Genomic DNA, 12889 nt, shown 5'->3' on the forward strand with positions numbered 1-12889 from the left:
GGGGAACGTGCATATGGAAAACAAGAAACTATGGCTTGGAATGACAGTAGGGGTTGTAGCTTTAGGGGCAACATTAGCGGGCTGCAGCAGTGACAAGAAAGAAGAAGCAACACCAACGTCAGCAGAAGCGACTAAGTCTGCAGCAGTGACGCCAGCAAAACGTGGAGATGTTACAGTTTCCATGTACGATCGCGGTGGCGTTCCGGCATCGGAAGGCACCTATGAAGAAAATCGCTGGACCAAGTTTATTAACCAAAAGGGACCAGCCAATGTAAAATTCGTTCCAATTCTTCGAAGCGACTCTACGAAAAAATTAAACGTCCTGTTTGCTTCCGGTTCGGCTCCAGATATTGTCAACGAGTATAATACACCGTTTAGAGGCAGTTTGTATGACCAAAAACAATTGATGCCGATCGACAACATTTTGCAATATATGCCAGAATATCAAAAGCTACTAGAGAAGTATCCTCAGCTGAAGAAAGCAGGAACAAAACAAGATGGCAAGATTTACGAAATTGGTAAGGTTAAGGAAGCGACTCCAGCGCATATTCTTTATATTCGTACCGATTGGTTGAAAAAGTTGAATTTGCAAATGCCGACAACGACAGATGAACTATATAACGTAGCGAAAGCATTTGTTGATCAAGACCCAGATGGTAATGGTAAGAAAGATACGTACGGCATGAACATGAGTACGTATTCAGAGCAAGCAATTAATGAAATTTTCGGTGAGAGTTCTTCAAAGACGTTGCTGGCATGGGATATAAAGGACGGCAAAGTTGTTCGTGCATGGGACAAAGAATTAGCTTCCCTGACATTCAAGAAGAAACTTTATGATGGCGGAATTATCGACAAAGATTACATTAACGATAAAGATGGCAATAAAGCGAAGCAAGACTTCCTTAACGGAAAGATCGGGATTTTTGTACAGTTCTCTGGCAGCGTAGGTGGTCTTGACTTACCTACATTGAAGAAAAATGTACCTGGCGTTGAAATTACACCATTAGGTTATCCGAAATCACCTATGGGCACATTTACTGGTGCGATCGATAATCCAGTTCAAATGACAACGGTTGTGAACGCGAAAGCGAAGGATCCTGAAGCAGTTGGCCGCTATCTTGACTTTATGATGCAGACCGACAATGCTCGGAAGACGATCTACGGGGATGAAGGAGTCCACTGGAAGAAGGCTGCAAATGGCTGTCCTCAAGTTATTGATGCAGATAAGTCCAAAAATGAAGTTGCTTACGCATTAGACTATTCCATGTTCTACTCAGCTGGCATAGACAAATGTAACTATACGTTGAGTGGGCTTAGCAACCCAGATGTGCTGCCTGATCAAAAAATCAACATGGAAATGTATAAAGTGATCCAAGGTATTTACTTCGATCCATCAAGAGAATATCCAGGAATCACACTAGGCGATCATATGCCGGTATATCCAGCAGATCTTCAAGTTATCAATACAACAATTTTGAAAGAAAAAGATGATCTTTTCGTTAAAGCTATCCTTAGTGGTACTAAGTACACGCCAGAACAAGCGATTAAAGATTCACAAGCAGCTTGGGATAAAGCAGACGGCAAGAAACTCGAAGAGTTCATGAATAAATGGTATGCAGAAAATAAAAACACAGCGTTCTTGGCTAAGGATGCTATGGCCATCATCAAACAACAGATGGAATTTGTGAAGTAAACGTTTCTTAGAAGAGCTGGATATCGATAGAAGGCGCCTGTATGTGCAGGTCTCTCATCGATGTCCAGCATCTTCTTTAAATAGGCAGATATTAGCTTTACATCATGGGGGTAGCCAATAGTGAACAAAGTGAAAGTAGCCATCATCGGTTGTGGCGGTATTGCAATGGGGAAGCATTTACCCAGTTTGAGCAAAATTGAGCAAGCTGAAGTTATCGGATTCTTTGATATTTTTCCCGCAAGTGCTCATAAGGCTGCTGAGAAATTCGGCGCACCTGGAGCCAGAGTCTATGAGGATTACCGCGAATTACTCGCAGATCCAACGATTGATGTCGTTCATATTTGTACGCCGAATGATTCACATGCGGAAATCTCGATTGCTGCATTGGAAGCAGGCAAGCATGTGATGTGTGAGAAACCGATGGCCAAAACATCAGCTGATGCACGCCGTATGGTGGAAGCAGCGAAACGAACAGGTAAGAAATTAACAATTGGTTATAACAATCGTTTCCGTGCTGACAGTCAATATTTGAAACGAGTTATTGAAGATGGGGATTTAGGCGAAATTTATTATGCCAAAGCTCATGCTGTTCGCAGACGTGGTGTTCCCACTTGGGGTGTATTCTTGGATGAAGAGAAGCAAGGCGGCGGGCCGCTGATTGATATTGGTACACATGCGCTCGATTTAACGCTTTGGTTAATGAATAACTATGAACCTAAGGTGGTGCTGGGCACCGCTTATCATAAACTTTCACGTAAGGAAAATGCGGCAAATTCTTGGGGGCCTTGGGATCCAGAGAAGTTCAAGGTTGAGGATTCAGCTTTTGCTATGATCGTTATGAAAAATGGTGCAACGATTATGGTGGAAGCGAGCTGGGCGCTCAACACACTGGATACGAAGGAAGCGAAATGTACACTTTGCGGTACAGATGGCGGTGCCGATATGCAGGATGGCTTACGTATTAATGGTGAAAATCATAGTCGTCTCTACGTGAACCAAATGCAATTCGAAGCAAAAGGCGCAGATTTCTATGAAGGTAAGAAAGAAACGATGCAAGATAAAGAAATCCGGTTATGGATTAATGCCATCATCAACGATACAGAGCCTGTCGTTACACCGGAACAATCCTACGTTGTTTCTGAGATTCTTGAAGCGATTTATGAATCAAATCGAACGGGGAAAGCTGTCTATTTTGACTAATACATCGAAAGAGAGGCAGTCGAACTATGATTAAAGTAGCGATGTTGAGCTTCTGGCACGTCCATGCCAAAGATTATGCACGTCTAGCAGCCGAACATGCGGATACCGAAATTGTTGCTGTATGGGATGAAATCCAGGAGCGAGGCAGAGGGAAAGCCGAGGAACTCGGTGTTGCTTTTTACGGAAACTTGGATGAGCTGCTGAGAAATCCTGACATTGATGCAGTCATTGTGGGTACGCCAACGAATCGACATCATGAGATTATTATCGCAGCTGCCAGAGCAGGTAAGCACATATTCACGGAAAAAGTTGTAGCTACGACCACCAAAGAATGCAAAGAAATACTTGCCGTGGTTGAGGAAACCGGAATCAAACTAACCGTATCCTTACCGCGTCTCTACATGGGTTTTGCACAAGCTGCGTTAACGTGTATCCGCGAAGGCCTCCTAGGTACGATTACTACTGTGCGCATTCGACTTGCACATAATGGTGCACTGCGAACAGAGAATCATCCAGACGGTGCACTTCCATCTCATTTCTTCAACTTGGAGCAGTGCGGTGGGGGAGCCCTGATGGACCTGGGGTGTCATCCGATGTACTTAGCTCGACTGTTTCTGGGATTACCGGAAAGCGTTAGTGCAAGCTTCGGTTATATCACGAATCGTGAAGTCGAAGATAGTGCCGTAGTCACCTTACGTTATCCAAGCGGTGCGCTGGGCATTGTAGAAGCGGGATTTGTTAACAGCTATTCGCAATTCGATATGGAGATTCAAGGAACAGAAGGTAATCTTATGTATGCCCGAACTGATGATAAATTACGCATCCGAAGCACCAAAATGTCAGGTCAAGCCTCCACAGGATGGCAAGAGGTGACGAATTTACCTAAACTGCCTACAGCCTTTGAGCAATGGGTTTCCCATATGCAGCAAGGAACGACGGCAACAGAGAATATTGCGTTTGCCTTTGATTTGACTCGATTAATGGAAGCCTCGACTTTGTCTGCGCGCTATGGTGCTGTCATGGAGCTGAATGACCTTTCAGAATAAAACCGTATCTCTAAGGAAAGGCCAGAGCATACCCTTCGTAGCAGTAAGGGAATTCTGACCTTTCTTTCATACTCATACACGAAGAACAATTAGGAGGAAGAGACATGATCGATAAAGGGGAATATTCGTTTTCAACCTGTTGGAACATCAAGAAGCACAAGGTAGGACGTGGCATGATTGAGGAAATTAAAGAGCTGGGCTTTCGTAATGTCGAGCTAAACTATAACGTTACGGAAGAAATGATGACAACGATTGAGCCGATGATTGAAAAGGGTGAGATCGGTATATCTAGTGTGCACAATGTATTTCCGTTCATCAATGATAAGGATTATGATACGGATTCCGTCATGCTGGGCTTTGATGATGAAGCGAAGCGTAAACGTTCAGTAGAGTTGCTAATCCGTTCTATGGAATATGCCCATCGATATGGGGCCAAAGCTGTGGTCGTGCATCCAGGTGAAGTGCCTTTTGACTATAACATTGATGTGGATTTGAAAAAGCTTTATCGAGATCACGGCAAGAATTCACTGGAGTATCAGAACTTGTGGAGCGTCATGATTGAAAGACGTGATCGGTTGAGTCCTCTGTATACGCAAAGAATTCAAGAAAGTTTGGAAATTGTAAGCGAGCATGCGGCTCGAAAAGGCTGGAATGTCGCGATCGGCATTGAAACTCGCTCCAGATCGTATCAGATGCCTTCCTTGATGGAAGCCAAAACGATTTGCGACAACCTGACAGGCAGTCCTGTGTACTTATGGTACGATATCGGCCATGCGATGATGATGGACCGTATGGGCTTATACGATAATCTCAAAGAGCTGCAAGAAGTTAAGAAATACATTTATGGTGTACACATCCATGAAACGTTGGAACTTGCTGATCACTGGTGTCCTTATGTCCACAGCAAGGACCTGCACTATTTTGACCATTTCCTTGAAGCTATTGATTATGCCAAAGTGAAAGTATATGAACTCAAAGCGCTGTGCGAGCCGAATGAAATTCATGAGAGTCACAACCTCATCACCAGTAAAATTGCAGCGAAGAAAGGGTAAGGTGACCAACGTGGATGCTATTTATAATCGCTTAGTTAGCTTAAATGATGAACTAACAGAAGCTACGCTTCTGGGTCAGATTCTTGATCTGCAATCCAAATATTACGGAGGCATTGTGGATGAAACGGGCATTGCCCGAGCTAATCACATGAGTACACCGCGTATGATTGCTGGCTGGGCGTCTGCTTTGGTAAATCCGGATTCTCGTTATTATCAGGATGAATTTCTTTTGAATGCCTTGGACAAAGCGGCCACGTTCATGCTGAACAGACAACATGCGGATGGTACAGTTTCACTTGGCTCAACGAATTATAATTCTCCCCCCGATACGGCGTTCGTAGTCGGAGGCGTAACACAGATCTACCAATTGCTTAACAAGCACGACTGGGCTGAACTTGAGCCTGTGACAGATAAGCTGAAGCTCTTCTTGGAGCGCACGATACCAGCCATGCTGACTGGTGGTTGTCATACACCGAATCATCGTTGGGTGCTTACCGCAGCTCTTTCGTTGTTGCATGAGATTTTCCCGCAACCCGAGCTTCTGGCACGAGCCGAAGATTGGTTAGCTGAAGGATTAGATATAACCGAAGATGGGGAATGGACAGAACGCAGTAACGGGATCTATAACGCAGTTAGTAACATTGCCCTTTATCATACGGGGCGTTTGATGAACCGCCCTGAGCTCATCGCATGTGTGCGAAGTAATCTTCGGATGATGATGTACTTAATTCATCCGTCGGGCGAAGTGGTAACAGATTACTCTGGTCGTCAGGATTTCGGCCAGACCGCTACGATGGCGAACTACTTTCCGATTTATCGCTTAATGGCGGCGTATGATCAGGATCCGACCTTTGCGGCAATGGCTGATTATGCAGGATCCTTCATCACAGGCTTCCACGAAGGCGTGAATAACCATCCTCTGATGAATATACTCGTATACCCAGAGGCAGATATTTCTCAGTTGGAACGAGCACCGCTCCTTGATCGATATGTGAAAATGATAAATGCCGAGCATCCGATGAAGGAACATTTGCAGCAAATCGATGGTGTTGGCCATCATATGCACATTCAGCATAGCAGCATGCATCTCTCTTTCGGAGCTCCGTTGGTTCGGATCCGTGATCTGGATCAAAGTGTCACGATTATGACGCAGACTCCGTCGTTTTTCTCACTGCGCAAAGGGAAAGCAAGGCTCCTCGGTGTTAAACTTGCTACTTCGTTCTCGCCAGGCATTGTGAAGTTCACGAATCTGACGACGAGCGAAGCTGGGTACAAGCTGGATACAGTGTTGGAAAAAGGTTATAACGGGCCAATTCCGCGTCCTTTGCTGCCTGCAGGAACTGAGGGCTCAACACTCAGCCCTTGGTATTTGCTGCCGCATCAGCATCGGCCGATGACCCATGTGCAGAAGCTTGAATTGCAAGCAGAAATCACTTCTGGAGATTCGGAATGGACGATCCATGTATCGTCTGATGAACGTGAGGATGTCTTCACGCAGTTGACCTTTATTTTTGGAAATGAAGGTACGGTGAGTGGTGATGATCTGCTAGCAGGGGAAGAAGGGAAGTACTTCTTGCGAAGCGGTTCTATGAAGTACGAAGCAGACGGAGATGTGATTGAAATTTCTTCGGGTGCCTATGAGCATATCCTGCCTAGTGTTCGTGAAGATCAACATCCATCTGGATGCCAGTATGTCCATGTCAACTTGGTTACGCCTTATGATCGGACATTCAAGATCCGTTTACTTTAGAAAGGAAGTTCGTTATGACGACCTATTTCAATGAACAAGAGAGTATACAAACTCGTGTAGGAAATGACCATAAACAAACATTGAAAGTGCTGGCTGATCGCTACATTGGTGCGAATCCACCTGTACCCTTCGCATTTCGTGCCTTCAGTCGAGAGGGCGTTTTGCAAAATGAAAAAGGGATGTTTGATCTCGATCTGGGCCGTAGATTTCCTGAGGCAAAACCGGGTCAATTCTCCTATGCCTATGCCTTAGTGTGGAGTGATGGCGAACGCAATTTGGATGTATTGTTCAATTGCTTGGGTCCGATTCAGTTTTATTTCAATGATGAGCTGACGTATCGTTCAACGGTCATTGACGAGATTAAACCGGATGCCACTGTGAAGTTAAATCTGGACTTCGTCAAAGGCTGGAATCGTCTTTTTATCAAAGCGAAGCATACGGCTGCGGGTTTCGGCTGTTTATTCGGTTCCGATGAGGCAAAGGTACGCATTCTGAACGTACTAGCTCCGTTTGCAGAACGTAAAGGACAAGCGGGTTGGGTGTTTTCTGCGCCAGTGGACAACGATATTTTCGAGGGTCGCTCCTTACCGGATGCGATGTCCTCAGAGAAGAATAATGGGTTACGTTGGCTTCCCGTTCGTGAATGGGATGAGAATGAGCTCTCAATACCTGTCTGCGAGCGATTATTTGGGAGGCAGCTTGGTAAACAGGCTTATGCTTGGACGCAGCTGAACAATGTAAAACGGGGGAGAGAAACCTGCGTAATCAAGGGTATTTCTACTGGAGCGCTTACTGTTTGGCTGGAAGGCAAGGTAGTGGTAGATCTTACGGAGGCAGGCAACTTTGATGTCGAGGTGCCGCTTTCTTATGGTCAACATCAGCTTCTCATTCGGAGTGTTTGTGGTAATAAGGGTTGGGATTTCGCGCTTGATGCTTCCATCGGTGATGAGGCTGTTCCTTTCGGTTTACCGAAGCAAGTTCATGGTGCTGCTGGCCCTTGGTTGTATCTAGGTCCTCTGTCTGCGAATGTCCCTTTATCTTATGAGGATTTGGTACAGACAGATCGTGTGTATTCGCTCGATGTGAATGCCGAAGAGAAAACCTATTGGCGCGTAGATCGTCCTGACACATGGATTCGCCCCTATTATGAGAATGCGATGTTGAGCAATAAATGGACAGTTGGCAATGTGACCAATTATGGACGATGGGATTACCCGCTCGGCGTTACGATATATGGGCTGTTGCAAACAGGACGCTTATTAGAGCGATCAGACATTACCCAGTATGCCCTGGATCATGTTCAAAGCTGTACAGACATGTTCGCTTATTCGCTATGGGATCGTGAACAGTACGGGTTCCCAGCGATCAATCAACAATTGGTTATGATGAAAATGTTGGACAACTGCGGTTCCTTTGGCTCCGCCATGTTGGAGGCGTATCAGGAAGATAAGGATCAGGGCTTCATGACCATTGCCAATCGAGTCGCAGATTTCATTCTATATAGCTTAGAACGTAAGGAAGACGGGGCTTTTTATCGGATTTGTGCAGATGAGTATTCGGAAAATACGATGTGGGCAGATGATCTTTACATGAGCACACCGTTTCTGTGCCGTTACGCTCGGATCACAGGCGTATCGGATGCGCTTGATGAAGCCGCGAAGCAATTCTTGCTCTTCCGCAAGTACTTGTATATGCCGGAGGAACGCATAATGTCGCATGTGTTTGATTTTAAATATGGTATGGCGACGGGAATCCCATGGGGCCGTGGCAATGGTTGGACACTCTTTTCGTTAACAGAGGTGTTGGAAGCATTGCCAGCTTCACATGAAGCACGACTTGCGCTTGTGGAATTCTTTAATGAGCTATGCGGTGGATATGCGGATCTCCAAGCGGATAGCGGCCTATGGCACCAGGTATTGAACGATACAGATGCGTATGAAGAAGCTTCGTGTACAGCGATGTTCGCTTATTCTTTTGCTCGTGGTGTTCGCTTTGGTTGGCTCAAGGAGCCTCAGCGGTTCATTGAAGCGGCATTAAAGGCGTGGGATGGTCTGACCTGTTTTGCGATTGATGCGCAAGGCAATGTGCACGGTGTATGCAGTGGATCGAGATATGCGTTTACAGCTGACTATTATAAAAAGGATCTCCTTACTGTCAAAAATGACAATCACGGCGTAGGCATTATGATGCTTGCTGGATCGGAAGTTGTGAAGTTGAACCAATGGCTGGCAGATCCGCTTGAGGCTGCGCAATGATAGATCCTACCGATAGTGTTTGGCAAATTAGTCATTTGGATTTAGTTATTCGCATGGTGTTAGCGGTCCTTCTAGGCGGTTTGATCGGTCTGGAAAGGGAATGGAACAATCATGCGGCAGGCTTTCGAACGCATATTCTAGTTTGCTTGGGTTCGGCGACTATTATGCTGCTATCGATCTATGGATTCTCTGAATTTGTGAATGAACCGAATGTTCGGATTGATCCATCTAGGTTGGCTGCACAGGTTGTCAGCGGTATCGGGTTTCTAGGTGCTGGCGCTATTTTGCGAAACGGCAATGTCATTAAAGGCTTGACGACCGCTGCATCTGTGTGGCTGGTTGCGGCCATTGGTTTAAGCGTCGGGGCAGGCTTTATTACGGGGGCACTGGTTTGTACCTTTTTGGTCCTCATCAGTCTATATGTCTTGAATAAGTTGGAGAAGCATATCATCAGGCACCGACGTACGCATGAAGTCGAAATTACGATTAATGAGCATCCCGGCTTCCTCAGCTCGTTAACCGCTCGTTTCGGGGAACAGGGCATACAAGTGATTCATCTCAAGATGATGCCTGAGAGTGCCCCTTCACCTCTAGTAGGGAAAGGATCTGATGGAGAAAACCCAGTCATGCATTTGGTTTTTAGCTTGCGTTGTCCGAAGCATGAGAAATTGATTGCGGCCTATGAGCAAATATGTGCACTGGATATCGTTGTCAGCATGGAAGCCTCCAACTTCGTCTTTCATAAACAAGTGGCTTAGGGAAATGATGAGCTTGCGAAAATAAGGAGTATGAGACTACGTGTACGAGTGGGCAGGTAATAAGTGATTGGTAATAAGTACAGGAGAAGCCAAGAGATGGACAGCCATCTCTTGGCTATTTATGATTTCGCAGGGCATTAGTCCGATATTTCCGAACTAAAACGATGACTACGAGTAAAAAAGTACCATTAGTCCGATTCTGTCGAACTAATTAGCTGTTTTGCTCGTGTGAAGGTTGTTTGAGGCGTTTTAGTTGGGCTTTTTCGGACTAATTTAAGTTTAGTTATGGGGAAAGTGTGATTAATTCGATAATATCGGACTAATAGGTGTGCCGGAGGAGAGAGTGTCCGAATTAAGTCGATTTAATCGACTTACGCGAGCCTGAAAGCGCCGCCCGAAGGCTGTTAGTCGAAACAATTGACGCACGCGAGCCCATCCAGCTATCTCTCCCATCATATTTACTTAAAATCAGATTGGATTAAACTGAGTGAAACGATCGGATTAAAGGAATTAAATTCGCGTGAATACCGTTGGTTAATTTTCGGATCTCCCTGTAAACTCAAATTGTTTATTCCATTTTGGAGTTAAGTGGGGTATAATTGAGTTACCATACAAATGGGCTAAAGGAGGAATCCATATGCGAAAGCATCACTTACATCTTTGTTTGGATATATTCTGGACATTTCTCAAGATCGGACCTTCCACGTTTGGCGGGGGTTATGCAATGATTCCCGTTATTGAAAGGGAAGTGGTAGAAAAGCGAGAATGGATCAAACAAGACGAGATATCCAATATCATATCCATAGCAGGTTCTGCGCCTGGCGGGATCGGTATTAATGCATCGGCATTTATTGGCTATCGAATGGCGGGTATACCTGGTGCAGCGGCAGCCGTCATCGGCATCGCTTTACCAACATTTCTAATTGCGTTAACACTTAGCATTTTCTTGGTTTTCATGCAGGCCGATCCGAAAGTCGTGGCCGCGTTCAAAGGCATTCATGGAGCAATCATTGGACTCATCGTGTTAGCGGCATACAATATGGCTCGTTCGGCCATTTTTGATAAAACTACGTTAGTTACAGCGATCGGCACGGTAGCTATTCTGTTGCTGCTTCCTATCAATCCGCTCTTCATGATTCTCATCGGCTTGTTTATTGGTTTCATTTTTGTCAAAGTGAAAGAAACGTTCGGTTTCCAAATTAGCTTAGAAAAAGGTAAAGAACCTGTACACACCTCCTACAATGGCTACACCTACTACGATTATTATATCGCGGATGGGATATGAGAAAGGTGGCGATGTAGATGGTGTTATGGGAGCTTTTTATTACCTTTTTGAAAATAGGATTCATGTCATTCGGCGGCGGCTATGCGATGATCCCGATCATTCAGCATGAGGTAGAGCAGCATAATTGGATGACAACAGAGCATTTTGCTCAGAGTGTGGCTGCGGCAGGGATGGCGCCTGGGCCGATTGCAACGAATACAGCAACAATCATTGGTTACAAAGCAGATGGCATACTTGGTGCTATTATTGCAACGATTGGTATAGTATTACCCTCTCTGATTATTGTCATTATTATTTCTTCATTCTTTTATAAAATAGTTCAAAGTCGAGCAGTGCATACGACCTTTTATGGGTTGAGACCGATTGTAACAGGATTAATCGTCTATGCAGCCATTCATTTTGGTTTCCCGGACCGAACACAACAACTATTTTCGTGGGAAGTACTCATCACTATTGGCATCGCGGCGGGCGTGTTTATCGTTGTCCATAAGTACAAATGGCATCCACTTGCAACCATTGTATTGTCGGCACTCGTCGGAATTGCTATATTTAGTTAATAGCAGGCAACTGATAGAAAGAAAGTGAGAGGACGACAGTTATGGAAACGAATAAACCAACTTGCTGTTCAGCCAGCCGTGCGTCATCCGATCAACCATCGGCACATTCGGAAGCGTTCATTTCAGTTGAGATACCAGATGCAGCTGGCCCAATTGGCAAAGAAGGTATGGCGCTCATTCCTAGTGGGAAATTTTTAATGGGAACGGATGACCGTGAAGGTTTCCCTGCGGATGGCGAAGGGCCGGTACGCGAGATTAACGTAAAGTCCTTCTACATAGACACTTGTGCGGTAACGAATGCTGATTTTAAGCAATTTGTTGATGCGACGAATTACAAAACAGAGGCTGAATCCTTTGGCTGGTCATTTGTTTTTCATTTATTTGTGTCCGAAGCAACGGCAGCACATGTGCAGAATAAAGTACAGCAAACCCCATGGTGGTGGGTGGTTGAGGGTGCAGATTGGCTGCATCCCGAAGGTCCTGACTCCCATGTAGAAGATCGCTGGGATCACCCGGTTATCCATGTTTCATGGAGCGATGCGATGGCTTATTGCAAATGGGCAGGCAAACGACTGCCATCAGAAGCCGAATGGGAATTTGCCGCTCGTGGTGGACTAGTCCAGAAGCGATATCCTTGGGGAGACGAGCTTAAGCCAGGCGGAAAACATATGTGTAACATTTGGCAAGGGAAGTTTCCTGACAAAAACAATCAAAGTGACGGCTACGCTGGCACGGCACCTGTCAAAGCATTCGAGCCAAATGCATATGGCTTGTATAACGTGGCAGGCAACGTGTGGGAGTGGTGCTCCGACTGGTTCAGCCCGAACTATCACGTGAAGGGCAAAAGGGACAACCCTGTCGGCCCTCCCTCCGGAGACACGCGAGTACTTCGTGGCGGCTCATACCTGTGCCACCGTTCATACTGCAATCGCTATCGTGTTGCAGCACGCAGTAAAAATACGCCTGACAGCTCAACAGGCAACATCGGTTTTCGATGCGCGGCGGATGCCAAGTAGTAGAACTGAAAAGCCACCTTCTCCATTGCGGAATAGGTGGCTTTTTGCCGTGTGTGTGCGGTGGTGAGGATGGGGAAAGATTAACTGTAAAAAGTACATCTAATATCCTGAGAAATCGATTGGAATTTGAATTTGATAGAAAAAGTACATCTATTTTATACAAAAATACTGATTTTACAGAATTACCTTGAAATCAGATGCATATTTTCCATTTATTTCAATGAAATCAGCTAATTTGGCGGAAATAGATGGAGTTTTTCCATCTATTTGAGCGGTA

10 protein-coding genes are annotated in these 12889 nt (G+C 45.3%); all 10 read left to right on the top strand.

All coding sequences use genetic code 11. From position 1 onward, the window contains the following. Positions 1-13: 13 nt before the first annotated feature. The 10 genes from HQN88_RS22355 (at position 14) to HQN88_RS22400 (ending at position 12612) form a co-directional block, all read left to right on the top strand. Entirely contained in the window at positions 14-1693 is a 1680-nt protein-coding gene (locus tag HQN88_RS22355; protein ID WP_173116652.1) for a type 2 periplasmic-binding domain-containing protein, read from the top strand. A 165-nt stretch (positions 1694-1858) separates the two neighbouring features. Next, positions 1859-2893 (top strand): Gfo/Idh/MocA family protein, encoded by a 1035-nt coding sequence (locus HQN88_RS22360; RefSeq protein WP_216855787.1) that lies wholly within the window; start codon positions 1859-1861, stop codon positions 2891-2893. Between the two features lie 26 nt (positions 2894-2919). Beyond that, positions 2920-3939: a Gfo/Idh/MocA family protein gene (locus HQN88_RS22365; RefSeq protein ID WP_173116654.1), complete on the top strand. Its 1020-nt coding sequence runs from the start codon at positions 2920-2922 to the stop codon at positions 3937-3939. Positions 3940-4043: 104 nt separating this feature from the next. After that, the gene (locus tag HQN88_RS22370; RefSeq protein WP_173116656.1) at positions 4044-4991 is read left to right on the top strand and encodes a sugar phosphate isomerase/epimerase family protein; all 948 of its coding nucleotides are present in this window, start codon (positions 4044-4046) and stop codon (positions 4989-4991) included. 10 nt (positions 4992-5001) lie between these two features. Further along, positions 5002-6741, top strand: a complete 1740-nt coding sequence (locus tag HQN88_RS22375) for a hypothetical protein (protein ID WP_173116658.1) — start codon at positions 5002-5004, stop codon at positions 6739-6741. Between the two features lie 14 nt (positions 6742-6755). Beyond that, positions 6756-8996: a glycoside hydrolase family 88/105 protein gene (locus HQN88_RS22380; protein ID WP_173116660.1), complete on the top strand. Its 2241-nt coding sequence runs from the start codon at positions 6756-6758 to the stop codon at positions 8994-8996. After that, positions 8993-9754, top strand: coding sequence for an MgtC/SapB family protein (locus HQN88_RS22385; protein WP_173116662.1), 762 nt, complete (start codon positions 8993-8995; stop codon positions 9752-9754). Before HQN88_RS22380 ends, HQN88_RS22385 begins: the two co-directional genes overlap by 4 nt. A 637-nt stretch (positions 9755-10391) precedes the next feature. Then, positions 10392-11039, top strand: coding sequence for a chromate transporter (locus HQN88_RS22390; RefSeq protein WP_173116664.1), 648 nt, complete (start codon positions 10392-10394; stop codon positions 11037-11039). A 17-nt stretch (positions 11040-11056) separates the two neighbouring features. Beyond that, a complete protein-coding gene (locus HQN88_RS22395) occupies positions 11057-11596 on the top strand; it encodes a chromate transporter (protein WP_216855782.1) in 540 nt (179 codons plus the stop codon). A 41-nt stretch (positions 11597-11637) separates the two neighbouring features. After that, the gene (locus HQN88_RS22400) at positions 11638-12612 is read left to right on the top strand and encodes a formylglycine-generating enzyme family protein (protein ID WP_173116666.1); all 975 of its coding nucleotides are present in this window, start codon (positions 11638-11640) and stop codon (positions 12610-12612) included. The last annotated feature ends 277 nt before the right edge of the window (positions 12613-12889 follow it).

The sequence above is a fragment of the Paenibacillus qinlingensis genome, assembly GCF_013204845.1.
Classification (GTDB): domain Bacteria; phylum Bacillota; class Bacilli; order Paenibacillales; family NBRC-103111; genus Paenibacillus_E; species Paenibacillus_E qinlingensis.

Coding starts and splice junctions, on each gene's coding strand:
- HQN88_RS22355 (WP_173116652.1), top strand. CDS start 14: ATGGAAAACAAGAAACTATGGCTTGGAATGACAGTAGGGGTTGTAGCT.
- HQN88_RS22360 (WP_216855787.1), top strand. CDS start 1,859: ATGGGGAAGCATTTACCCAGTTTGAGCAAAATTGAGCAAGCTGAAGTT.
- HQN88_RS22365 (WP_173116654.1), top strand. CDS start 2,920: ATGATTAAAGTAGCGATGTTGAGCTTCTGGCACGTCCATGCCAAAGAT.
- HQN88_RS22370 (WP_173116656.1), top strand. CDS start 4,044: ATGATCGATAAAGGGGAATATTCGTTTTCAACCTGTTGGAACATCAAG.
- HQN88_RS22380 (WP_173116660.1), top strand. CDS start 6,756: ATGACGACCTATTTCAATGAACAAGAGAGTATACAAACTCGTGTAGGA.
- HQN88_RS22385 (WP_173116662.1), top strand. CDS start 8,993: ATGATAGATCCTACCGATAGTGTTTGGCAAATTAGTCATTTGGATTTA.
- HQN88_RS22390 (WP_173116664.1), top strand. CDS start 10,392: ATGCGAAAGCATCACTTACATCTTTGTTTGGATATATTCTGGACATTT.
- HQN88_RS22395 (WP_216855782.1), top strand. CDS start 11,057: ATGGTGTTATGGGAGCTTTTTATTACCTTTTTGAAAATAGGATTCATG.
- HQN88_RS22400 (WP_173116666.1), top strand. CDS start 11,638: ATGGAAACGAATAAACCAACTTGCTGTTCAGCCAGCCGTGCGTCATCC.